Source organism: Bacillus sp. FSL P4-0334 (assembly GCF_038004825.1).
Classification (GTDB): Bacteria; Bacillota; Bacilli; order Bacillales; family Bacillaceae; genus Bacillus; species Bacillus velezensis.
Genome location: NZ_JBBORX010000001.1, coordinates 3,495,323 through 3,517,115 on the forward strand (window position 1 = coordinate 3,495,323; position 21,793 = coordinate 3,517,115).

Genomic DNA, 21,793 nt, shown 5'->3' on the forward strand with positions numbered 1-21,793 from the left:
GATATTTAGTCAGCTAAACTAGGAGGAAATCTAACAATGTTTCGAGTTTTGGTCTCAGATAAGATGAGCAATGACGGCTTAAAGCCGCTGATGGAATCAGACTTTATAGAAATTGTTCAAAAAAACGTCGCGGATGCAGAAGATGAATTACATACCTTTGATGCCCTGTTAGTCCGCAGTGCCACGAAAGTAACCGAAGAATTGTTTAAAAAAATGACCTCTTTAAAAATCGTCGGCAGAGCCGGTGTCGGCGTAGACAACATCGACATTGATGAGGCCACAAAACATGGGGTTATCGTGATAAACGCGCCGAATGGAAACACCATTTCAACGGCAGAGCATACATTCGCGATGATTTCTTCATTAATGAGACACATTCCGCAAGCCAATATCTCAGTAAAATCAAGAGAATGGAACCGGACGGCTTTTGTCGGGGCGGAGCTCTACGGAAAGACTTTAGGCATTGTCGGTCTGGGCCGGATCGGAAGCGAGATTGCCCAGCGCGCCAGAGCGTTCGGTATGACGGTTCATGTATTCGATCCTTTCTTAACCGAAGAGAGAGCCGGTAAAATCGGCGTAAACAGCCGGACATTCGAAGAAGTGCTTGAAAGCGCGGATATCATTACCGTCCACACGCCTTTAACAAAGGAAACAAAAGGACTGCTTAACAGAGAAACCATTGCCAAAACGAAAAAAGGCGTCCGTCTTATCAACTGCGCAAGAGGCGGCATTATTGATGAAGCGGCGCTTTTGGAAGCGCTGGAAAGCGGCCATGTCGCAGGCGCTGCCCTTGACGTGTTTGAAGTGGAACCGCCAGTTGAATCAAAGCTTCCCGACCATCCGCTGGTGATCGCCACACCTCACTTAGGCGCTTCAACGAAAGAAGCACAGCTGAATGTCGCTGCACAGGTTTCTGAAGAAGTGCTGCAGTTTGCAAAAGGTCTGCCTGTCATGTCAGCGATCAACCTGCCTGCGATGACGAAAGATGAATTCAAAAAAATCCAGCCTTATCACCAAATTGCCGATAAAATCGGAAGTCTCGTGTCACAATGTATGAAGGAACCCGTCAAAGATGTTGCGATTCAATATGAAGGCACCATCGCCAAACTTGAAACATCATTTATTACAAAAAGCCTGCTGTCCGGTTTCTTAAAACCGCGTGTAGACTCAACGGTCAATGAAGTGAACGCCGGCGGTGTAGCAAAAGAACGCGGAATCAGCTTCAGCGAGAAGATTTCCTCCAATGAATCAGGATATGATAACTGCATCAGCGTAAAAGTAACCGGAGACCGGAGCACATTTACGTTAACGGCTACGTATATCCCTCACTTCGGTGAACGAATCGTTGAACTGAACGGCTTTAATATTGACTTAAATCCTGCCGGCCACCTCGTTTATATCCAGCACCAGGATACGACTGGTGTAATCGGACGCGTAGGACGCATCCTCGGCGATAACGATATCAATATCGCTACCATGCAGGTAGGCCGTAAAGAAAAAGGCGGAGAAGCCATTATGATGCTTTCTTTTGATAAACATTTAGATGATAAAGTCGTCAATGAGCTGACTTCAATTCAGGATATTGTTTCCGTTAAACTGATTGACCTTCCGTAACCAACAAAAAACCCAAAACATTCATATGTTTTGGGTTTTTTACGTTTAATGGCTTGGAAGCGGATTAGGCGCGGCAGGCACAGCGATAGGTTTTGTCACATCATAATTACCGATTTTCTTTGTATGCGCATGTGTGAACAGCACCTCAGAATAACCGAATTCCTTCGCAGTTAACAGAAGTCCTTCGATCATTAAAATCCCTTCCAGCGAATCTTCAACCTTATGTTTTTCGGACAATTGAATCCGCAGCTGCTCGCCGTCTTCCCTTTCCGATACCGATGCAATCGCATCGGCTTCTATAATGCTCGCAGTCTGTGAGCCTCCGTCTGTTGTCTTCATCCCGTCAATAGCCTGATATACTGAATAATAGGTTTGTTCAGACGGGACGAGATACTCTTGTCCCAGACTGTCGCTGTAAGAAAAATACGCCCGGTTTGTCTGTTTATGTACGGACATCTCAGCGGAAATGCCGTAAGATTTATAAAAATCCTGTCCGGCTCCGTTTTGAACCTTTTTCAATTTAATCCGCTCGTAAGGACTCCATGTCAAAGTCTCTTTCAGCATCTTTTTCAATAAGTCAGCATCGACAACTGATTCGATAGAAAGCCGTCCGTTTACCTGCACAAGCAAATCCTTCTTATCCTCCGTTACCTGCACACCTTCCAAAAGGTTCGGCACAGACAGGAAGGATTCGGGCACTTCTAGGTCTTCCGCTTCGGATAAAGCCTCTGATACCGATTCATCCGGCTTCTTTTTTTCAAAACTGACCGGTATGACGGCGGATGTTTCTGAATCGGCAAATGCCAAAGTAATGTAATTGTTTTTGTTTTGGTTTGAGACGACGAACGTCTTCTGATCCGGCGGCTTGACAGAAGCTGACTGACTGGCTTTTTCAGTCTGGCGGCTGTCAGCGGTAAGATCACCGGAAGATTTGTTTGTCATCAGGTGAGGAGATATAATCAGAGCGATGCACAATGCGCAGACGCCGGCTGCGGCGGGGCTGATCCAGCTTCGGGCCGGTTTTTTCCTGTACGGTTTACCCGTTTCAATATTCCGGTAAATGGCCTCGGGTGAACGATGATCTCTAACCGCCGGAAGTTGTCTTAACAACTCCTCTACTCTTTCTTCGTTCCAATATGACTTCATCATCCATTAGCTCCTCCCTCAAAAGCTCCATCTGTTTCCGAAGTATTTTGAGCCCTCTGTGTTGGGTCGTTTTGACTTTGCTTTCCGAGAAGCGGAGAGCGGCGGCTGTTTCCTGAATGGAATATCCCTGAATAAATCTCAAGATAATAACAGCTCTTTGATCAATGGTGCAATGATCAAGCGCGGTATAAATTTCCCGGACGTTTTCATGCTGTACGGCGAGTTCGTCCGGAAGCAAATGCTGATCTCTGACATCTTGTGTATCCCAATCAAACGTACCCATAATACGCTGTCTGATCGTCTGCTGCTTGCGGAACCAGTCAATCGCCACATGGCGTGCGATGGACAACAGCCATGTTTTTTCACTGCTTCTTCCTTCAAATGTATGATAGGAATTCAAGACGCGGATATACACTTCCTGCGTCAAATCTTCAGCCTGCGACTTATCTTTTACCATATAAAATAAAAATTGATATAAATCTTGATGGTATGCATCATATAATATCTGAAAGGTTTCTTCCATGGGAAACCCCTCCGTTCACTTTTTTGTCGTAAAAATGCGTTGAAAAGTTACATTACAACTATATTACGAGAAACTGGAATTTGGAAGGGAATTTATATTAACATATTCTTAAATTTTTAAAGGAGAAACAAATAAAAAACACCCGCAGAACATGCGGGTGTTTCGTATGGAACAAGATTGTTCGTCAATTTCAGACGTCATCCTGCGCTTTTGTCGGAATATAAAATGTAAACGTCGTCCCTTTGTCGATGCTGCTGTGAACCGCAATTGAGCCGCCGTGGGCTTCCACGATATTTTTTACGATGGCGAGTCCGAGTCCGGTTCCCGCCCTGCCTCTTGTTCTTGCTTTGTCCGCTTTATAAAAACGTTCAAAAATAAAAGGCAGATCCTCTTCCGGTATTCCCGAGCCGGAATCTTTGATATCGATTTTCAGTCCGTCTTTTACGGTCTGAGCCGCGATATGAACGCTTCCGCCTGACTCCGTATGGCGCAGCGCATTATCTATAAGGTTGGTAAACACCTGTTCCATTTTGTCTTCATCAAAGACACACTCCGGCTGAGACACCGAGATGTCCTCTGTGAGCGAAACGCCTTTTTCCTTCGCTACCCCGGAAAATTTGCGGGAGATCTTCTCCAGAAATTCATGCAGGTTTACCGTTTCATAGTGCAGGCCCGTATGTCCGGATTCCATTCTGGCCAAATCCAGCAAATCATTGACGAGCCGGCCCATGCGAAGAGATTCATCATAAATGATCTGCGCGATTTCTTTTTTCTCCTCTTCGGTGCTTGCAATGTCGTCCACTATTGCTTCGCTGTATCCCTGCAGCATAGAAATCGGGGTTCTGAGCTCATGACTGACATTGGCAATGAAGTCTTCACGCAATTTATCCAGCCTGCGCTCTTCGGTCATATCACGGAGCACGGCCACGGCGCCGCGGACGTGTGATTCCGCATAAAGAGGCGACATCAATAAAACCCATGACCTTCCTTGAAGCGTCATTTCAATCATTTGCTCTTTTTCCGTGTTCACTGCATTTTGAAATAGCTCTTTTGCTTCAGGGGGAAGGTTGTCTCCTTCTTTAATGTTCATGTTCTGCTCATAATACCATGCCTGCAGAAAACGTTCGGCCGGCGGGTTGGTCACCAAAATGGTGCCGTCGATATTAATGGTGATGACCCCGTCTGCCATACTGCTTAAAATATTGGACAGCTGTTCTTTTTCCTGATTCAGCGCGTTAATATGGAAATTGAGCTGCCGTCCCATCTGATTAAAGGCAATGGCCAGTTCCCCGATTTCATCTTGGGTCAGAATCGGAATTTTTGTATCAAACTTTCCTTTCGCCAAGTCTTGGGCGCCTTCCCGCATTTTCCGAAGGGGATATGTCACCCTGCTGGATAAAAAGAACGCGAAAAACGTTGTCAAGACGATGGCAATGCCCGCCGCAAGAAAAATATAGCGTGTCGTATGTTTCGTCGTATCTTTGACGGCAAGCAGCGATTGGGATAAAAAAACCATGCCTTTTTTGCCGTCTTTTTCATACGGCACTCCGACGATCAGCCGTTCGTTATCCGAACCGGCATTGTTGGGGACCGCGCGTTTGCTTACTTTTTTGCGGTCTGTCAGCGCCTTGTGCAGATCCCGGTCATGTTTGATCTGCTCTAATGTAATAGAGGATAAATGATTATCGTCATTGGGCGAATACCAGACATGCTTATCATCCTGAATGATCGCGATGCTCGTTAAATTGTCCGCCAGTTCCCACGTGATGGATCTGGCAAGCGGCTGGTCTTCATGATTTTCTATTATGACCGCAATTTTATCGGCAAGCTGCGTTAAATCTTTTTCCGCTTCTTCAACGTGGTAATTTTCTATAAATTCCAGAAGCAGCACCGTTAAAATAAATAAAACAATTAACACGAGTGAAAGAATGGTAAACCAAAGCTTTCCTACTACGCTTTTCCAAAACTTCATTCAGCGCCTACCTCAAATTTGTATCCGACTCCCCATACGGTGACGATTTTTTTCGCCGCTCCCGGGGACACTTTATTTAATTTTTCACGGAGCCGTTTGACATGGGTGTCCACCGTTCTGAGGTCTCCGAAAAATTCATACTGCCACACTTCTTTTAAAAGCTTTTCCCTGTCGTACACTTTGTCCGGTGTTTTCGCCAGGAAGTACAGCAGTTCATATTCCTTCGGCGTCAGGCTCACCTCCGTGCCGTCCGCAGTCACCCTGTGAGCATCGTGATCAATGGATAGATGCGAAAAGACGAGCACATTTTTTGTCGGGGTATTGGCTGTCAGATAAGATGTTTGGGAAGCTCTTCTTAAAAGCGCCTTTACCCGAAGCACCACTTCTCTCGGGCTGAAAGGCTTGACGATATAATCGTCCGTACCCGCTTCAAACCCCTGGACGCGGTTGGCTTCTTCCCCTTTTGCCGTCAGCATGATAATCGGCGTCGCTTTTTTTTCTCTGAGCTGCCGGCATACTTCGATTCCGTCCGTTCCCGGCATCATTAAATCCAAGAGCACCAGATCATAATCTGATGCCAGCCCCATTTTAATGGCCTCGTCGCCGTTTTCCGCTTCTTCAATCACATAGTTTTCCCGTTCAAGGTACATTCTTAAAAGGCGTCGAATTCTGGCTTCATCATCTACTACTAATATTTTAGTTTCATTTGTTTGATCCATCGTTTTCCCCCTGCTTTCCTTCTGTTACTTTCATTTTAACAAACTGTGCGGCAGCTTGAGAACTGTATCGGCTTTTTGCATCTATGCGTACGAATGAAGTCCGGCAAGCACGAGATTCACAAAAATCAAGTTAAACATAATAATGGCGAAGCCGATGACGGCAAGCCACGCGGACTTTTCGCCATGCCAGCCTCTTGACAGCCGCAAGTGCAAATACGCTGCGTAAAATAAAAAGGTGATCAGCGCCCATACTTCCTTCGGGTCCCAGCCCCAAAAACGCGTCCATGCAAGCTGCGCCCAAATCATCGCAAACACAAGCGCGCCGAGTGTGAATACCGGAAAACCGATGGAAACAGCGCGGTAGCCGACTTCATCGACCAAGTCCAGATTCACATTTTTGACGAGCGGGCTGATAAGAGCGCTGATTCTCTTTCTGAATATCAGCCTGAGCGCACCGTATAAAACGAGGCCTGCGCCAAACGACCAGATCACCGTATTGACCTTTCTGCCTGAAAAAATGGCCGGAAGCTCAATAAGCGGCTTCATTGCGCCTTCCGTAAGCAGTTCTCCCTCATGCGGGCCGACAAGCGCAGGCATATCATATATCATGACGCTTTTAGCTTCTTTTTTATCCACCCAATTAAATTCAGCTTTGTAGTCCGCCAGCCGGAATGCCGACGTGACGGCAATAAATGCCACGGTCGTCACGAGTATAAACATGATGACTTCAAGCCAGAACGTTTTTTTGCCCGGTCTGGATTGGTCGACATGCTTTAACAGGAAAATGACGCCGGCTACAAAACTGATCGCAAGAATCGCCTGCCCGAGCGCCGCCGTCGTGACGTGAATGTACAGCCAATTGCTCTGCAGTGACGGAATAAGCGGCGTGATGTCTGTCGGAAACATGCTTGCATATGCGATAAGCAAAAGCGCGATAGACAATGTGAACATGCCTAATGAAGGCAGTCTGTAAATAAAGTAAATAATAATAAAAGCGAGAACAAGCATCATGCCGAATGACGTCGTAAATTCAAACATATTGCTGACAGGCGCATGTCCGCTTGCCGACCATCTCGCAATGAAGTAGGCGAGATGACAAAGAAATCCGAATATGGTTAACGTGATTCCGATAGCCGACCAGCGGCCGTTACCGTCCTTAGCACCTTTTGTTCCCCGGATGGCGCCGCCGAAAACCGGGACGGCAATTAAATAAATCAAAAAGGCAGCATAAAGAAAATTTGCGCTCAGCTCCGCCATGACACCACTCCTTTTTCACTAGGCCTGATTTTTGGCCAATTCTTTTTGATCGGCCGGCTCTTGAATCCCGGTCCCGCTAAGAACAAATTCGATATCCTTTTTCAGACCGAACCAGTTTTTGTTCGTATGTCCCGCCACAAGCACTTCATGATCACCTGTTTTGATCCAGATCCTTCTGTGCTGCCAGTACATTCCTTGAATGACGCCGATCATAAAGATCGCGCCGCCGACGGCAAGCACCCATAAGGTTAAATCTTTTCTGACGGTGAGTCCTGTAATGTTTTTCGTTTCCACATGGTCGAATTTTAATTTGTACTTGTTACTTTCGGAACCTTCAACAGTCTGCTGAATCGCAACAAAACTTTTCTCCCCTTTCGGCTTGTCAGGAGCCGTGATTTTAAAGACAAAAGCCGGATTGTTAGGAACCTTCGTTTTCGTGCTCGGTTCTCCGTCCTTGTTAAAATAAAAATCAGGAAGATAACTGGCGATCTGCACTTTGTAACCGTTACCAAGATCATAGTCCGTGTCGGGATCGAGAAGATTGATCTTCAGTTTGCCGAATGACTGTTTTGTTTTTTGGTCGATCAGCTGAAATACCATCTGATCGAGCTGGTTTTCTTTATAGTCCACCTGATACACAGAATAGGAGTCAAAGCGCAGCGGTTCATTGACGCGGATATTGTTTTCTTTGACTCTTTTAAGCTTCGGCTTTTCACCGAATACAATGTCGCCTTCCCTCTTGTACAAAACCGCGTCCGTTGTGAAGGATTTGGCGACTTTGCCGTTTCCGGCTCTGTCAATGGCGTCGGCGAATACTTTTTTCTCAGTGTTTTTGTTATATGTCTGTATCGTGAACCGATTGTTTTTTAAGTAATACTTGCCGTCAGTGCCGGGGATCTGAGCGGTTTCGCCTTCACGGACCCAGAGCGTTTCATCGACATACATACCAGGTACAAATCTCAGCATGGCTCCGATCAGAAAAATGATCAGGCCGATATGATTGACGTAGGGCCCCCACCTTGAAAAACGGCCTTTTTCCGCCAGAATGCTTCCCTCTTGTTCTCGCACTCTATAATGCTTTTTTTTCAATCGTGTTCTGAGGCCATCAGCCGCATCCCCGCTCAGCTCGGTTTCTGTCCGGCTGTATAGACGCTGCCTCTTCAAAAAGACCGGATTCCGCCGAACTCCTTGATTTTTCAGCGCCCTGTACAAAGGAATCACCCGATCCAGGCTGCAGATGACCAGTGATATGCCAATGGATGCGATCAGGAGCATATACCACCATGAGCCGTACAGGTGATGAAATCCCAGCAGATAATACATTTGGCCGATTATGCCGTACTGCTGTTCATAATATGTATCCGGCTGGGCGCCCGGCGGCAGATAAGCTTCCTGCGGAAAAACCGTGCCGAAAGCAGACGCCGCCAGAGTAATGACGATCAGCCATATTCCGACTTTTACGGAAGAAAAGAAGTTCCATACCTTATCTACGATTGTTTTGTTATATGTTTGCGAACGCCTTGCGCTGCCGTCGTACCGCATATCGGCAAGCGGCGATTTTTGATCATCAAGCGGCTTCCCGCACGACTCGCACAAAACCGTCCCGGCTGGATTCACGTGCCCGCATTCACATTTGACCTTTTTCATGAAGACGCCTCCGGCTTAATTAAATTCATATAGTCATGAACCATGCGTTCTGTCATCGTGCCGGTCACCACTTTCACGACTTTTCCGTCGGGATTGATCAAAAATGTCGTCGGAATAGGTGATACGCCGTACGCGTCCAGCACTTGCCGGTCAGTATCGAGCGCAACCGGGAAATTGACGCCGTATGTTTTCATAAAATTATGTACTGCAATTTTTGATTCGCCGACATTTACCGCAACCACCTCGACACCGAGGTCTTTAAAATGCTTGTATTGATTCTCCATATAGGGAAATTCCTGCTTACACGGCTCACACCACGTTCCCCAGAAATTCAGAAAAACACCTTTTCCTTTTAACTGACTCAGTTCTATGAGTCTGCCCTCTGTATCTTTCAGCGCGAAATTCGGGGCTTTGGACCCCTCAGATATACGCTCACCGTTTGTGTATACGGCATTATAGATGGTATATCCGAGCGCGCAGAGTAAGATGAGAAGGATGCCGGTCCGAATGAATAAACGCCGCCGTTTTTTGTTCATTGTACACTGCTCCCCTCCCCTGCCTGCAAATCCATTCAATTATATCATCAACACGTTTTGTAATTTTTGAAGGTTATGTGAAAATTAGAAAGCGTTTTTACCGTGTTCAGCTAAAGCCCGCAGCCTTTTCACCTCATGCGGCGACAATTCTCTTGCGTCTCCTGTGCGCAGGCCTCTTAAATCTAAAAATGCGTATTCTTCACGTTTTAGTTTCAGCACGTCATGACCGATCGCCTCGAACATGCGGCGGACCTGTCTGTTCCGGCCTTCATGAATCGTCAGCTGAATGATGCTCGTCTGCTTTCTTTTGTCCAGGGAAAGCATTTTCGCTCTGGCCGGCGCCGTCTTGCCTTCTTCAAGCTGAATGCCGCGCTCAAGCTTTCTCAGAAGTTCCTTGGAAGGAATCCCCTTCACTTTGGCGACGTACGTCTTATCAATTTCGTATTTCGGATGCATGAGTTTGTTGGCAAACTCGCCGTCATTTGTCAGCAATAAAAGTCCGCTCGTATCATAATCAAGCCTGCCGATCGGATAAATGCGCTGCGGCACTTCTTTGAAAAAGTCGGTCACCACTTTCCGCCCTTTGTCGTCATCAGCTGCTGAGATCACTCCTCTCGGTTTATAAAGCAGAAAGTACACGGGTTCTTCCCGCTCCACCTTTAATCCGTTTACTTCAATCTGATCAGAACCGGTCACTTTTACGCCGAGCTCTGTTATTACTTTTCCATTCACCTTTACTTTTCCTTCTTTTATCAGCTCTTCTGCCTTTCTGCGTGATGCCACGCCGGCATGAGCAATAACTTTTTGCAGTCTTTCCATGTCGTTCACCTCAAGTATAATCTTACTTTTTTCCCCTTGAACAAACAAGCTTTTTCAAGGAGAGTTATTTTGATATATAAAAAGCGCCTGATTTCAGGCGCTTCCAAATAATAACGTAACTATGATGATTGATGCAACCACCCCGATCAAATCAGCAAGAAGACCAACCTTTAAAGCATCCCCCATTTTTTTGATGCCGACCGCCCCGAAATACACCGTCAGGACATACAGCGTCGTGTCAGTCGATCCCTGCATGACCGAAGCCAGCCTGCCGATAAATGAATCAGGCCCGTACACGGCGATCAGATCTGTCGTCATGCCGAGCGCCGCCGTCCCCGAAATCGGGCGGATCAGAGCAAGCGGCACGACTTCTGCGGGAATGCCGATCGCTGTAAAGAAAGGCTTGCACAGCCCCATGACAAAATCCAGCGCGCCCGAGGCCCGGAATACGGTAATCGCCACCAGCATCCCGACCAAATACGGAATGATGGAAAACGCAATCTCAATTCCTTCTTTTCCGCCTTCAACGAATGATTCATACGTCGGCACTTTTTTGATCGTGCCGTATATCAATATACCGGCGATAATAATCGGAATCATGGCTAAAGACAGCCAATTCACCATTTCCATTCGCTTACCTCCCTTTTCTTTTGCGGCGGTACCAGAAGTAGCGGTCAATGAAAATCGCGCCGATTCCCGAAATTAAAGTCGCTAAGATGGTCGGCCCGACGATATCGGTCGGTGATTTCGCCGAGTAAGCCATGCGCACGGCAATGACGGTTGTCGGTATCAATGTAATACTCGAAGTATTTACCGCCAAAAAGGTAATCATGGAACGGCTGGCCTCAGACTTACCTCCATTCAGCTTTTTCATCTGCTCCATGGCTTTAATGCCGAGCGGTGTCGCCGCATTTCCCAGTCCGAAAAAGTTTGCCATGAGATTTGATAAGATGTATCCCATCGCCGGATGATCAGGGGGAATATCGGGAAACAGCTTAGAAATAAACGGGCGGCACATTCTGCTGAATATATCCAAAAGGCCGGACTGCTCGGCTATTTTCATCAGGCCGAGCCAGAACACGAGAACGCTCATTAATCCGAACGAGATCGTAACCGCTTCTTTCGCTCCTTTAAAAACGGCTTCATTCACATCCTGCAAGGTACCGTTAAACATCGCAAAGACAAGTCCGATTACCGTCAGACATACCCAGATTAAATTGACCATGACGAACCGCCCGCCGCGCTCATAAACAGGCTCGTAAACGTCTCAATGAAATGCTTTTTCGGTTTTTTATGGCGCTCATTTTCATAATAGACGGGGATCTTGGCGATCACTTTCCCATCATGCATAACAGTCATCCGGCCGACGACATCAGGAATGAGAGAGGCGTCCTTTTTCCAGGCTTTTTTCGGTTTTATTAAGGTTGTGCGGATTTTTACATCGTCTATTTCATCCTCTTTTAACAAATATTTGACATCCCGGGCAATAAAAGCGCGCTTTCCGTAAAACGTCTTTTTCAGCTTCGGGATGCCGCCTTTTTTAGCGACGACATAGGTTTTATAGTGCTCAAAGACATAATTAAACATATTCATATGATCATCCCAATCATCCGGATCATTTATGGTGACCGCGATGAGATCCGTACCGTCTTTTGAGGCCGTCGAGACGAGCGTCCGTTTCGCGATTTTTGTGTAACCTGTTTTTCCGCCTGTGCTGTAACGGTAGAGCCCTGTCAGAAGCTTGTTTTTATTTTTCCATACCCGGTCCATCGTTTCCGCCTTATACACTTTTGTGCCTGAAACGGTCCGGTATTCCTTGATTTTCATCGCGTATTTAGTCAAAAGCGCCATGTCATACGCCGTTGAATATAAATTTTCATGGTCGTCCAGCCCGTGCGGATTTTGAAATTTTGTATTTTCCATCCCGATTTGCTCGGCTTTTTTGTTCATCATAAATACAAAACCGTCAAGGCTTCCGCCGACATATTCCGCTATTGCCGCAGCGGCGTCATTTCCTGACCTTAACATAAGCCCGTATACGAGATCTTTCAGCTTTACTTTTTGTCCCGGCTGAAGATAAATGGCTGAGCCTTCCGTTTTTACGGCATTCGGGGAAACCGTCACGGTCTCTTCCATCTTCCCTGATTCAATCGCCAGCACCGCCGTCATGATTTTCGTAATGCTTGCAATCCGCCGCTTATGATGTTCATCCTTGGCGAATAACACCCGGCCAGATGCTCCGTCGATTATAATCGCGCTTTTTGCGCTGACATGTATTTGGGCATGTGCCGTATTGCCGTCTGTAATGGAAAAAAGAATAACAAAAGTCAAAAGAAATACGGCAGCTTTTTTGAGAAAGCGCATGAATGCTCACGTCCTTGTTGTGGGTTTGTACAAGTTTATGCGCATGTCCATGACTTATGAATACCAATTGCATCACTTTCACATAAAAAAACTCTCCCAAAAGGAAGAGTTTTTATCTGACTGATGCCATATTTGAGCCTGATGCTTCATATTGCGCCAATTCTTCCCGCATGCGCAGAAATTCACTGCTGAGCGAAAGCAGAAGGCTCCGCAGCGAGTCCGGCACTTGCTGGTAGAATTCAATCGCGCTTTGGCCTGTATAAGCGGCGCGGCTGTTTTCGTACCATGTATCCTTTTTCGGCATGAAAAACTCTTCCACGCACTGATGATATACTTTATACAGCGTTTTTTCCGCTCTCGCCTCATGAAACGGCTCCTGCATTAAAAGCCGCCTGCAGGCTTCCTGGGCGCCTTCGCAAAAGACGGTCATCCTCCTCAGCACACTGAGCACGTCGCGGCAGTATGCTTCATCCGCCTCTCCTTGAGCCCGCATCTCCGGCAAAGTTGTATGATTTAAATAGCTGCTGACCATCGTGACAACCTCGGCTAAAAATTCACCAGTTTCTTCAGTATGGGCCCTCACAATCGAATTTCCCATTTCCGTCCGTTTCCTTCCTCTCTTGTACGTCGTCATTTGCGTCATTCATCAATGGCCTTTCCCTACTATCGTATGATGAAAAACGATTATTATTTAATATCCTCAAAAGTTTGGTTGAAGTTTTCAAAGAATAAATCGGCTTCCTCCTGGAGAACGTCTTCCTCCGCATTTTCAGGAAGCGGCGGGAGCTCCTCCAATGTTTTTAAGCCGAATTGTTCAAGAAATACCGGTGTCGTGCCGTATAAAATCGCCCGGCCGGGACCGTCGGCGCGGCCCACCTCACACAGCAGCGCTTTTGACACGAGGCTGTGCAGAATCCGCTCAGACTTCACGCCCCGGATATCTTCAATTTCCGCCCGTGTGATCGGCTGCTTGTACGAAACGATCGCCAGCACTTCCAAAGAAGCCTGTGACAGCCCTTTTGACGGCACTTCGATTAGTTTTTTCAAATAAGGCACGAATTCTTTTTTCGTTCCAAGCATATACGTATCCGCATATTCGGTAAGCTCGATGCCTCTGTCGTCTTCCTTGTACTGAGCGGCCACTTCTTCCATGATTCCGGCCAGTTCCGCTTCTTCTATTTCAAGCACCGTCACCAATTGCTTTTTGGTCAGCCCTTCATCACCCGCCGCATACAGCAGGGCTTCCACAATCGCTTTCCAATTCACGATATCAAGCGCCATGAATGGATTCACTCCCCGTAATGTATATATCTGAAAAGTTTTCTTCCTGTTCAATGATAATCTGCTGATTTTTCATCAGTTCCAGGACTGCTAAAAACGTCACGACGAGATGGTCCTTTTGCCGAGAAGGAAAAAGCTCCGTGAAGTTTATTCTTCTCCCCGCCGTTTTTAAGCTTTTTACGATTTCGTTCATTCTGTCTTCAATCGGTATTTCCTGCCTTGTAATGGTCGTTTCTTTCGGCCGCGTGATTTTTTTACGCTGAAGCACCTTTTGAAACGCGCCGATCATGTCATAAACGGTCACCGACAGTTTCTGCTCCGTCTGTTTGATTTCTTTTGCATACTCACTTAAATCACTCGGCGGCTTTGTAAATGACTTTTGTCTTTCTTCTTCCCGCTCTTTTAAATCCTTCGCAGCGGTTTTATACTTTCTATACTCAATCAGCTTTTCAATCAGCTCGTCCCGAGGGTCTTCTTCTTCAAGCATTTCGTCTTCAAACAGCTCTTCCTCTTGTTTCGGAAGCAGCATTCTGCTTTTAATGCTGAGAAGCGTCGCCGCCATGACCAGATATTCACTGGCGACATCAAGTTCAAGCTCTTGCATTGTATGTACATATAATAAATATTGTTCAGTAATGGTTGCCACGGGTATGTCGTATATGTCGATTTCAAGACGGTTAATCAGATGAAGCAGCAGGTCCAATGGGCCTTCAAACGTATCAATTTTCACTTGATATTCTACCATTATCTCACCATTTTCAATATCACTCTCATTGCCGGAAAAACTGGCTACCCTTTAGTATAATCCACCGAAATGCTCTCGTCCAATACTTTTATACACGTCCTCCGTTATTTAGAAAATACTGAAAAAGAAGATATACGCCTATACCTTTAAAGGCGGATGCACATATGATAGCCGTGTAAACTTGAAACAAAGGGAGGCTGATTTCACATGAGCGGAGCTTGTTTCGGCGGAGGTTTTGCATTAATTGTCGTTCTGTTTATTTTGCTCGTTGTCGTAGGAGCATCTTACATCTGCTAGTTCCTCAGGCTTCAGACACCAAGCCGCTCTTTTTTTCCTTTTCATAGCGCTGTGGTACACTGGTTTTAGCATAAAAGGAGGAAGCGGCTTGTATCCTAAAGCTTATATCGGCTTTTTGGCCGAATTTCACGCATCAAGAGATTATTTTGAGTGTCATGAACTGTTAGAGGAATATTGGAAAGAAAGCCCGGCTGAAAAGCGGAGCATTCATTGGGTCGGCCTGATTCAGCTTGCCGTCGCTCTGTATCACCAGCGCAGGGGAAATGAAGCCGGGGCGAAACGGCTGATTGCCAACAGCTTACGTATTCTCCGGTCTGAAAAGCAGGCGGTCTCTTCTCTCGGTCTCAGCCACCCGAAGCTGATTGAGCTGATAGAAACGCTGTCAGACGATATAGAAGCGGGCCTGCCTTACAGAAGTGTTATGCTGCCGATTACAGATGAAGCCTTGAAAGAAGCATGTCTTGCCGAATGCCGCCGAAAGGGCTATACATGGGGGCAAGACGGCGTATCAAATACCTTTCTTATTCATAAACACCGCCTGCGGGACAGGACGGATGTCATTAAGGAACGCGAACGGGAAATTGAGAGAAGAAAAAAAAGCAGAGGCTGACGGTCAGCCCTGCTTTTTCTATATCAAAACAGCTCCCGAAACCGTGAAGATTCCGGGAGCATTTGTCAGTTATTATATGAGATATCCTGATCTTTTTGATGTTGACAGCGTTCAAAAAAGCTTTGCGTTAATTCATTCGGAACGAGTGCCTCCGTTTTGAACAGACGTTTTAAGGCGTCCATCATTTGCTTTCCGATTCCTTGATGGCGGTGAGAAGGATTCACGCTGATATGCCGGATTTCAACTTCTGAGTCCTTTTTTTCGACTCCGATCGCTCCGACGATATCTTCATCCTCTTTCCAAAGAAAGAGCTGGCGGCCAGTATCCGTTTCATAGTCCTTTATTGTCTGCTGAAGCTGCTTGAGATCTTTTTCATTCGGCATAAATGACAGAAGACCCATCGCAATCTTTTCAAACGATTTTTTATAACGAATTAACATAAAAACCCCTCTATATCCAAAATGTCCATTCATGTCCTATCAAACGGATACATAAAGGCGATCCGTTTCCTCACATTATATCATTTTCGCCGCTGTTTTAAACGCTTTTCAACAAATTATTCAAATGAACGGTTTAAGTTTGCCATTTCAATGGCAGATACCGCGCAATCCGCTCCCTTATTTCCGGCTTTTGTTCCGGCTCGTTCGATGGCCTGCTCAATGGTTTCAGTCGTCACGATGCCGAAGATAACCGGGACGCCCGTCGCCGTTCCCGCCTGGGCAATGCCTTTTGCCGCTTCATTGCAGACATAGTCATAATGCGTTGTCGCTCCTCTGATAACCGTGCCGAGCGTAATGACGGCATCGTATTTTTTCGTTTCCGCCATTTTCTTTGCCGCAAACGGGATTTCAAACGCTCCCGGCACCCAAGCGACGTCAATGTCGTTTGATTCTACACCGTGGCGAAGCAACGTGTCTTCCGCTCCGCTTAACAGCTTGCTCGTTATAAATTCATTAAATCTGCCGACGACGATTCCGATTTTAAGTCCTGTTCCTACTAGGTTTCCTTGTATGATATTCATATGTTATCCATCCTTTTTTGTGAGATTTGTTTTTAGAAATGAAGCAGATGTCCAAGTTTTTTCATTTTGGTCTGTAAATATTGCTTGTTATGCTCACTCGCTTCCATTTGAAGCGGCACCCGTTCTGAAATGCTGAGACCGTATCCTTCGAGGCCGGCGATCTTCCGGGGGTTATTGGTTAAAAGCTTCATATGCTGAACCCCTAAGTCGCGGAGAATCTGGGCGCCGATGCCGTAGTTGCGCAGATCAGGCAGAAAGCCGAGCGCTTCGTTCGCTTCAACCGTGTCGTACCCTTGTTCCTGCAATCGGTACGCCTTCAGCTTATTGATTAAACCGATTCCTCTGCCTTCCTGGCGCAAATACAATAGAACGCCGCGGCCTTCTTCAGCAATTTGCGCAAGCGCGGCATGAAGCTGAGGTCCGCAATCACAGCGATGGGATGCAAACACATCGCCCGTCAGGCATTCTGAGTGCACTCTGACAAGAACGGGTTCGCTGTTAAACGGGACATCCCCCATGACAAAGGCGAGGTGTTCTTTTCCGTCAACCTCGTTTGTATATCCGTAAACTCTAAACGTGCCGAAGTCAGTCGGCAGCGTAATATCAACTTCTTTGTTCACAAGTGTCGTAATGTTGTAACGGTACTCTATTAAGTCTTTTATCGTAATCATTTTCAGCTGGTGGCGTTCGGCGATTTCGGCTAACTCCGGCACTCTGGCCATTGTGCCGTCTTCATTCATAATTTCACAAATGACGCCCGCTCCCTGAGATCCGCAGGCTTTTGCAAGGTCAACGGCTGCTTCCGTATGGCCGGCCCGCTTCAGGACGCCTCCTTTTTTTGCGATTAAGGGGAAAATGTGGCCCGGACGCTGAAAATCGTCAGACACAGATTCTTCGTTCAACAGCGCCTGAATGGTAAAGGATCGTTCCTGCGCGCTGATGCCCGTTTTTGTCAGCCTGTGGTCAATACTGACCGTAAACGCGGTCTCATGTGAGTCCGTATTATGATCGACCATCGGGTGAAGATCCAGCCGGCCGGCGATGTCTTCAGACAGCGGCGTGCAGATCAGGCCTCTCCCATGGGTCGCCATAAAATTCACCACTTCCGGCGTGGCATGCTCAGCCAGCGCTACGAAGTCTCCTTCGTTTTCTCTGTCTTCATCATCGACAACAATGATGACTTCACCTTTTTTCAGCGCCTCTAACGCCTCTTCTATCGGATGAAACATATCGATCTTCCTTTCTAAAAGCCGTTCTCGCTTAAAAAGGCTTCCGTGATAGTTTGATTGCTTTTCGTTTGTTCTGTTTTGTGCAAAAAGCGGTATAAGTATTTGCCGATCATGTCACACTCAATATTTACGGTCGATCCGACTGTTTTCGTCTGAAAAATCGTTTCTGAGATGGTATGCGGAATGATGGATACCGTCACGCTTTCGTCTGATAAACCGAAAATCGTCAGGCTCACGCCGTCTACCGTAATTGAACCTTTCAATACGAGCGTTTTTGTCAATTCCGGCGAAAGTTTTAAATCGTAATAGACCGCGTTGCTTTTTTTCTCGATCCGCGTAATTTCCGCCGTTCCGTCCACATGCCCTGATACAAAGTGGCCGCCGAACCGCCCGTTGGCGGACATCGCTCTTTCCAGGTTTACTTTACTGCCTTTTGACAAGCCGTTCAGCGAAGTGGCTTTCACTGTTTCCGGCATGACATCAACCGTAAATTGATTGTCAGAAAATCCGGTTACGGTCAGGCAGATGCCGTTTACCGCAATGCTGTCGCCAAGCTTCACATCACTTGTCACTTTTGAAGCGGCGATGGTTAATGCCATGGAAAGGCCTGTCTTTTTGATTGCTTGGATCGTGCCTGTTTCTTCAACGATTCCTGTAAACATCGTCACCATCCTTTCCATCTTTAGGTATGGCCGTCAGTTTTATATCCGGCCCGATTTGGGTGATTTGTGTGAATTGTAAATGGGGGACATCTTTCATTGATTGAAAACCTTCACCGGAGATCAAGCTGGGAGCAAGCGTTCCTCCGATTAATTTAGGGGCGAAATAGAAATGAAGCTCTTGGAAACAGCCTTCCTTGACAAAACTTCCGTGTACGGATGCTCCGCCTTCCACATAAACGGACATTATGCCGTTTTCAGCGAGAATACTGAGCACCTCAGGGACGTGAATGCGGTCTGTTTCCAACGGAATAACTTTTATTCCGAGTGCGGTCAGCCGGTCTTTCTTTTGCACGTCTGCACCTTTGGCCGTAAATATCCATGTCGGCGCAGCGCCGTCAGTGAGCACATTTGCCGTTTCAGGAATGGTCAGCTTTGTATCGAGAATCACTCTGACCGGCTGCTTCACCGCATCAGGAAGCCTGCAGGTCAGGCTCGGATTATCGGCTTTGACTGTGCCTGCTCCGACAAGAATGCTTTGATGCGATTTCCTGTATTGCTGGGCATCAAGCCTTGCTGCCTCTGATGTAATCCATTTGCTGTCACCGGTTTCAGTCGCTGTTTTCCCGTCAAGGCTCGCGGCCGCTTTCAAGGTGACATACGGAAGTCCGGTCCGCATGAAGTGAAGAAACATTTTATTCAGCTCTTCTGCCTGCTGCCTGAGAAGTCCGGTTTTCACTTCGATGCCCGCTGCTTCCAGCATTCCGATGCCTTTTCCGGCTACAAGCGGATTCGGATCTTTCACAGCGATGAACACCCTTTTTATTCCCGACTTTATTATCAGTTCGGCGCATGGCGGTGTTTTTCCGTAATGGCTGCAAGGCTCCAGCGTCACATACAAATCGGCGCCTTTTGCGTGTCTGCCGGCCATATGAATCGCGTGAACCTCGGCATGCGCTTCTCCGTATTGCAAATGGGCGCCCATTCCGACGATCTGTCCGTTTTTGACGACGACAGCGCCGACAAGAGGATTGGACTGTGTCTGTCCTTCACCGCGTCTGGCAAGTTCTATTGCCGTATTCATATAATATTCTTCCATCGTTATCCCTCCCTTCTTCCACGCAATTTGGCGTCAAAAAAGCCCCGAATGTTTACACAGTTCGGGGCTTTTCCAGTTTTAATCCATAGGAAATAAGACTATACAGTAAGTTTATTTTTTGCATAGCTTCTCTCATCCTTCTCCCATCCAGACTTTCACTGTCGGCTTCAGCTTTTCACTGAATCCACCGTATACAGATGCATACGGGTCACGGGCTGTAAAGCGCAAAACGCCTTATTACCGCCGGTCGGGATTTTCACCCAGCCCCGAAGGATACAATCAATATTTTTTTGTCCTTATCCGCTATTATAACATCCTTTGCGGCAGGCGCAATGAATTTGCACCTAATTATTCAGAAAAATAAAAAGCGCCCTTTTCCCATAAAAGGCGCCTTTATTTATTCGTTCACTTTGACGACCTTCAATAAGCCGTCAATCCGGTTTGATTTGCTGAAATACGCTTTAATCTTATCTCCCTTTTTCACATCGGAGAGATCCTGCTTCAGCTTGTCGCCGTTAAAAATAATTTTTGTGCCGTTTTCTGCCGTACCGTGGTACTCAGTTCCTTCGATTTTCGTAATTTTATATGTTTTGACTGTATATTCTTCTTTTTCCTGGGACAGGGTTTGTCCGATTGCAGTCGGCACGTCTTTCAGTTCAATATCGTTTATGACCATATAACCGCCCGCTAATAACAGCAGCAGTACAAGTAAAATGGCTGCTTTTGTTTTAATTCTTCCCATTTTTCTACCTCCAGCCCGTATCAATCTATTCATTACTATGTCATATTCCTTTTGTTCATGAATAGAAAACCGTTCTTCCCTGCGTGAGTTATTCATATAACGTTTCATAAAGGGAAGATGTTTCATGTATCTGTAAAACTTTCTATCTATTAAATAGATATACGAATTTATGTTCTGTTTTTGAGGGTAGAAAGATAAATTTATATAAAAAAGCAGTTTTCCTCATGAAGAAAACTGCCTGTACGGTTTATTTCGTCTTGCGAATTTCATTAAACGGGAAGAAGACGAATTTTGATGTGCCCGCTATTTGTTTTTTCGTAAAAAGACCGAGGCCGTTGCGGCTGTCCATAGATTCTCTGCGGTTATCACCCATGACGAAATATTTGTCGTCCGGCACCTTCACCGGGCCGAAGTCTTCTGTCAGCCGGTCATAGCCGTCTTGCTTCGCCTTGTGCTTATTTGCCGCTAAATACGGTTCGGACACTTTTTTGCCGTTGATGTACAGCTGGTCGTTTTTCATTTGCACCGTGTCGCCGGGAAGTCCGATAATCCGCTTGACATAGTGTTCGTTTTCTCCGTTCAGAACGACGATCTGGCCGCGTTTGAAGTCGCTTATGTATTTGACCGTCATATTGACAAAGATTCTCTCGCGGTCATGCAGCGTCGGATCCATTGATTCGCCATCAACGAGATAAGGGGCAAATAAAAAGTTTCGGATGAGCAGTGCCAGAACGACAGCGATGATAATGGCTTTCGCCCAATCAAGTACGGCGCTTTTTTTAGAAGTTTTTTCTTTTTCTGATTTCAAGTGATTTCCTCCCATTAGCCATGGTCGTTTTTATTTTACCATGAATCCCTGCACAGAGGGCAAATAAGCCCCGCACCTCATCCATTTTTTTCATTTTATATGCCGGATCTGCTGATTTTACGGTATTTCACGAAGCTTCCGATCCGCCAAATGCACAAATACACAAAAGCAAGTTCCATCGTTAAAACGGCGAATTCCGCCGCGTCAATGTTTTTGAAATATTGGCTGAGCACGATACGGATCGCAATAATCGCGATAATGACATATTTAAAGTTTTTATTCCGCTTGGAGTAGACAAAGCCGTCTTCCCGGATTTCATAGGCGGTTTGCGACAGCATGATGACGCCGAATACCACGCCTAACAGTCCGGCGATGGCGAGCTCCCAAAGAGCGGGAAAATGAAACGGCTTTCCCGGGATATTCATGAGCTGGCTGATGCTGAATGTAAAAATGACGGCGATAATTAAAAGCGGGAGAATGATGCCGAAGCCGCCGCCTTTAATCGGCCTGTTCCCCTTTTTCGCCCTGAACCAAATTATAAGTGCGAGAATGATAATGACAAATAAAACGGTTGCCAATTGAACCAACGTTTCTACCTCTTTTCATTGTTGTAATCGGTCTTTATCACTATACCAGAATGATCACCGATGTTCATATATGTATTTTTTCATGATTTACACATGAGAATTTTCATATACATAAAAA

General features: G+C 46.3%; 25 protein-coding genes and 1 riboswitch. Of the genes, 3 read left to right on the forward strand and 22 right to left on the reverse strand.

Features of this window, described 5'->3' with window-relative positions; translation table 11 throughout:
• The first annotated feature begins 36 nt into the window (after positions 1–36).
• Positions 37–1,614, forward strand: a complete 1,578-nt coding sequence (gene serA / locus NSQ37_RS17695; RefSeq protein ID WP_007409437.1) for a phosphoglycerate dehydrogenase — start codon at positions 37–39, stop codon at positions 1,612–1,614.
• 45 nt (positions 1,615–1,659) lie between these two features.
• Here the strand turns inward: serA and NSQ37_RS17700 are convergent, their stop codons facing one another.
• The 14 genes from NSQ37_RS17700 to NSQ37_RS17765 all read right to left on the reverse strand — a co-directional run bounded on the left by NSQ37_RS17700 (position 1,660) and on the right by NSQ37_RS17765 (position 14,623).
• Complete coding sequence (locus NSQ37_RS17700) at positions 1,660–2,724, reverse strand: sugar dehydratase (RefSeq protein WP_253613216.1); 1,065 nt, start codon at positions 2,722–2,724, stop codon at positions 1,660–1,662.
• Complete coding sequence (sigX, locus tag NSQ37_RS17705) at positions 2,699–3,283, reverse strand: RNA polymerase sigma factor SigX (protein WP_003153399.1); 585 nt, start codon at positions 3,281–3,283, stop codon at positions 2,699–2,701. The genes NSQ37_RS17700 and sigX overlap by 26 nt, the downstream gene beginning before the upstream one ends.
• Before the next feature lie 190 nt (positions 3,284–3,473).
• Positions 3,474–5,255 (reverse strand): ATP-binding protein, encoded by a 1,782-nt coding sequence (locus tag NSQ37_RS17710; protein ID WP_025284944.1) that lies wholly within the window; start codon positions 5,253–5,255, stop codon positions 3,474–3,476.
• Entirely contained in the window at positions 5,252–5,974 is a 723-nt protein-coding gene (gene resD, locus NSQ37_RS17715; RefSeq protein ID WP_003153397.1) for a DNA-binding response regulator ResD, read from the reverse strand. Before resD ends, NSQ37_RS17710 begins: the two co-directional genes overlap by 4 nt.
• An 81-nt stretch (positions 5,975–6,055) precedes the next feature.
• Positions 6,056–7,231, reverse strand: coding sequence for a c-type cytochrome biogenesis protein CcsB (gene ccsB, locus NSQ37_RS17720; RefSeq protein ID WP_015240117.1), 1,176 nt, complete (start codon positions 7,229–7,231; stop codon positions 6,056–6,058).
• 18 nt (positions 7,232–7,249) lie between these two features.
• Positions 7,250–8,878 (reverse strand): cytochrome c biogenesis protein ResB, encoded by a 1,629-nt coding sequence (resB, locus tag NSQ37_RS17725; protein ID WP_253612874.1) that lies wholly within the window; start codon positions 8,876–8,878, stop codon positions 7,250–7,252.
• Positions 8,875–9,414: a thiol-disulfide oxidoreductase ResA gene (gene resA / locus NSQ37_RS17730; protein WP_003153391.1), complete on the reverse strand. Its 540-nt coding sequence runs from the start codon at positions 9,412–9,414 to the stop codon at positions 8,875–8,877. Before resA ends, resB begins: the two co-directional genes overlap by 4 nt.
• An 84-nt stretch (positions 9,415–9,498) precedes the next feature.
• Complete coding sequence (gene rluB, locus NSQ37_RS17735; protein ID WP_007612296.1) at positions 9,499–10,233, reverse strand: 23S rRNA pseudouridine(2605) synthase RluB; 735 nt, start codon at positions 10,231–10,233, stop codon at positions 9,499–9,501.
• A gap of 93 nt (positions 10,234–10,326) precedes the next feature.
• Positions 10,327–10,863 carry a spore maturation protein SpmB gene (spmB, locus tag NSQ37_RS17740; RefSeq protein ID WP_015240119.1) on the reverse strand — a complete coding sequence of 179 codons (537 nt, stop codon included), beginning with the start codon at positions 10,861–10,863 and terminating at the stop codon, positions 10,327–10,329.
• 4 nt (positions 10,864–10,867) lie between these two features.
• Positions 10,868–11,458, reverse strand: coding sequence for a nucleoside recognition domain-containing protein (locus NSQ37_RS17745; protein WP_003153385.1), 591 nt, complete (start codon positions 11,456–11,458; stop codon positions 10,868–10,870).
• Positions 11,446–12,597, reverse strand: a complete 1,152-nt coding sequence (locus NSQ37_RS17750; RefSeq protein ID WP_012117887.1) for a D-alanyl-D-alanine carboxypeptidase family protein — start codon at positions 12,595–12,597, stop codon at positions 11,446–11,448. Before NSQ37_RS17750 ends, NSQ37_RS17745 begins: the two co-directional genes overlap by 13 nt.
• Before the next feature lie 112 nt (positions 12,598–12,709).
• On the reverse strand, positions 12,710–13,195 hold the full coding sequence (locus NSQ37_RS17755; RefSeq protein WP_015240120.1) for a DUF3907 family protein: 486 nt from the start codon (positions 13,193–13,195) through the stop codon (positions 12,710–12,712).
• An 89-nt stretch (positions 13,196–13,284) separates the two neighbouring features.
• Complete coding sequence (scpB, locus tag NSQ37_RS17760) at positions 13,285–13,878, reverse strand: SMC-Scp complex subunit ScpB (RefSeq protein ID WP_007409428.1); 594 nt, start codon at positions 13,876–13,878, stop codon at positions 13,285–13,287.
• Complete coding sequence (locus NSQ37_RS17765; RefSeq protein ID WP_007409427.1) at positions 13,868–14,623, reverse strand: segregation/condensation protein A; 756 nt, start codon at positions 14,621–14,623, stop codon at positions 13,868–13,870. The genes scpB and NSQ37_RS17765 overlap by 11 nt, the downstream gene beginning before the upstream one ends.
• 207 nt (positions 14,624–14,830) lie before the next feature.
• Between NSQ37_RS17765 and NSQ37_RS17770 the strand changes: the two genes are divergently transcribed.
• Positions 14,831–14,920 carry a YjcZ family sporulation protein gene (locus NSQ37_RS17770; protein WP_003153376.1) on the forward strand — a complete coding sequence of 30 codons (90 nt, stop codon included), beginning with the start codon at positions 14,831–14,833 and terminating at the stop codon, positions 14,918–14,920.
• A gap of 88 nt (positions 14,921–15,008) precedes the next feature.
• The gene (locus tag NSQ37_RS17775; RefSeq protein WP_253612872.1) at positions 15,009–15,530 is read left to right on the forward strand and encodes a DUF309 domain-containing protein; all 522 of its coding nucleotides are present in this window, start codon (positions 15,009–15,011) and stop codon (positions 15,528–15,530) included.
• Positions 15,531–15,595: 65 nt separating this feature from the next.
• On the opposite strand, the gene ribT is transcribed toward NSQ37_RS17775, so the two are convergent.
• From ribT to NSQ37_RS17815, 8 genes are all read right to left on the reverse strand, one after another.
• A complete protein-coding gene (gene ribT / locus NSQ37_RS17780; RefSeq protein WP_003153373.1) occupies positions 15,596–15,970 on the reverse strand; it encodes a GNAT family N-acetyltransferase RibT in 375 nt (124 codons plus the stop codon).
• A 116-nt stretch (positions 15,971–16,086) separates the two neighbouring features.
• Positions 16,087–16,551, reverse strand: coding sequence for a 6,7-dimethyl-8-ribityllumazine synthase (gene ribH / locus NSQ37_RS17785; RefSeq protein WP_003153372.1), 465 nt, complete (start codon positions 16,549–16,551; stop codon positions 16,087–16,089).
• A 32-nt stretch (positions 16,552–16,583) separates the two neighbouring features.
• The gene (locus NSQ37_RS17790) at positions 16,584–17,780 is read right to left on the reverse strand and encodes a bifunctional 3,4-dihydroxy-2-butanone-4-phosphate synthase/GTP cyclohydrolase II (protein WP_253612870.1); all 1,197 of its coding nucleotides are present in this window, start codon (positions 17,778–17,780) and stop codon (positions 16,584–16,586) included.
• Positions 17,781–17,794: 14 nt separating this feature from the next.
• A complete protein-coding gene (gene ribE, locus NSQ37_RS17795; protein WP_007409425.1) occupies positions 17,795–18,442 on the reverse strand; it encodes a riboflavin synthase in 648 nt (215 codons plus the stop codon).
• Complete coding sequence (ribD, locus tag NSQ37_RS17800) at positions 18,423–19,538, reverse strand: bifunctional diaminohydroxyphosphoribosylaminopyrimidine deaminase/5-amino-6-(5-phosphoribosylamino)uracil reductase RibD (protein WP_015240125.1); 1,116 nt, start codon at positions 19,536–19,538, stop codon at positions 18,423–18,425. The genes ribE and ribD overlap by 20 nt, the downstream gene beginning before the upstream one ends.
• Positions 19,539–19,669: 131 nt before the next feature.
• Positions 19,670–19,816, reverse strand: a riboswitch (FMN riboswitch).
• Between the two features lie 119 nt (positions 19,817–19,935).
• A complete protein-coding gene (locus tag NSQ37_RS17805; protein ID WP_007409423.1) occupies positions 19,936–20,280 on the reverse strand; it encodes a hypothetical protein in 345 nt (114 codons plus the stop codon).
• Between the two features lie 247 nt (positions 20,281–20,527).
• Positions 20,528–21,103 carry a signal peptidase I gene (lepB, locus tag NSQ37_RS17810; protein ID WP_038456219.1) on the reverse strand — a complete coding sequence of 192 codons (576 nt, stop codon included), beginning with the start codon at positions 21,101–21,103 and terminating at the stop codon, positions 20,528–20,530.
• 80 nt (positions 21,104–21,183) lie between these two features.
• Complete coding sequence (locus tag NSQ37_RS17815) at positions 21,184–21,675, reverse strand: CcdC protein domain-containing protein (RefSeq protein ID WP_341124371.1); 492 nt, start codon at positions 21,673–21,675, stop codon at positions 21,184–21,186.
• Between the last annotated feature and the right edge of the window lie 118 nt (positions 21,676–21,793).

Excerpts from the sequence above, each read along its gene's own strand:
- serA (WP_007409437.1), top strand. The coding sequence starts at position 37 with ATGTTTCGAGTTTTGGTCTCAGATAAGATGAGCAATGACGGCTTAAAG.
- sigX (WP_003153399.1), bottom strand. The coding sequence starts at position 3,283 with ATGGAAGAAACCTTTCAGATATTATATGATGCATACCATCAAGATTTA.
- NSQ37_RS17710 (WP_025284944.1), bottom strand. The coding sequence starts at position 5,255 with ATGAAGTTTTGGAAAAGCGTAGTAGGAAAGCTTTGGTTTACCATTCTT.
- resD (WP_003153397.1), bottom strand. The coding sequence starts at position 5,974 with ATGGATCAAACAAATGAAACTAAAATATTAGTAGTAGATGATGAAGCC.
- ccsB (WP_015240117.1), bottom strand. The coding sequence starts at position 7,231 with ATGGCGGAGCTGAGCGCAAATTTTCTTTATGCTGCCTTTTTGATTTAT.
- resB (WP_253612874.1), bottom strand. The coding sequence starts at position 8,878 with ATGAAAAAGGTCAAATGTGAATGCGGGCACGTGAATCCAGCCGGGACG.
- resA (WP_003153391.1), bottom strand. The coding sequence starts at position 9,414 with ATGAACAAAAAACGGCGGCGTTTATTCATTCGGACCGGCATCCTTCTC.
- rluB (WP_007612296.1), bottom strand. The coding sequence starts at position 10,233 with ATGGAAAGACTGCAAAAAGTTATTGCTCATGCCGGCGTGGCATCACGC.
- spmB (WP_015240119.1), bottom strand. The coding sequence starts at position 10,863 with ATGGAAATGGTGAATTGGCTGTCTTTAGCCATGATTCCGATTATTATC.
- NSQ37_RS17745 (WP_003153385.1), bottom strand. The coding sequence starts at position 11,458 with ATGGTCAATTTAATCTGGGTATGTCTGACGGTAATCGGACTTGTCTTT.
- NSQ37_RS17750 (WP_012117887.1), bottom strand. The coding sequence starts at position 12,597 with ATGCGCTTTCTCAAAAAAGCTGCCGTATTTCTTTTGACTTTTGTTATT.
- NSQ37_RS17755 (WP_015240120.1), bottom strand. The coding sequence starts at position 13,195 with ATGGGAAATTCGATTGTGAGGGCCCATACTGAAGAAACTGGTGAATTT.
- scpB (WP_007409428.1), bottom strand. The coding sequence starts at position 13,878 with ATGGCGCTTGATATCGTGAATTGGAAAGCGATTGTGGAAGCCCTGCTG.
- NSQ37_RS17765 (WP_007409427.1), bottom strand. The coding sequence starts at position 14,623 with ATGGTAGAATATCAAGTGAAAATTGATACGTTTGAAGGCCCATTGGAC.
- NSQ37_RS17770 (WP_003153376.1), top strand. The coding sequence starts at position 14,831 with ATGAGCGGAGCTTGTTTCGGCGGAGGTTTTGCATTAATTGTCGTTCTG.
- ribT (WP_003153373.1), bottom strand. The coding sequence starts at position 15,970 with ATGTTAATTCGTTATAAAAAATCGTTTGAAAAGATTGCGATGGGTCTT.
- ribH (WP_003153372.1), bottom strand. The coding sequence starts at position 16,551 with ATGAATATCATACAAGGAAACCTAGTAGGAACAGGACTTAAAATCGGA.
- NSQ37_RS17790 (WP_253612870.1), bottom strand. The coding sequence starts at position 17,780 with ATGTTTCATCCGATAGAAGAGGCGTTAGAGGCGCTGAAAAAAGGTGAA.
- ribE (WP_007409425.1), bottom strand. The coding sequence starts at position 18,442 with ATGTTTACAGGAATCGTTGAAGAAACAGGCACGATCCAAGCAATCAAA.
- ribD (WP_015240125.1), bottom strand. The coding sequence starts at position 19,538 with ATGGAAGAATATTATATGAATACGGCAATAGAACTTGCCAGACGCGGT.
- NSQ37_RS17805 (WP_007409423.1), bottom strand. The coding sequence starts at position 20,280 with ATGGGAAGAATTAAAACAAAAGCAGCCATTTTACTTGTACTGCTGCTG.
- lepB (WP_038456219.1), bottom strand. The coding sequence starts at position 21,103 with ATGGGAGGAAATCACTTGAAATCAGAAAAAGAAAAAACTTCTAAAAAA.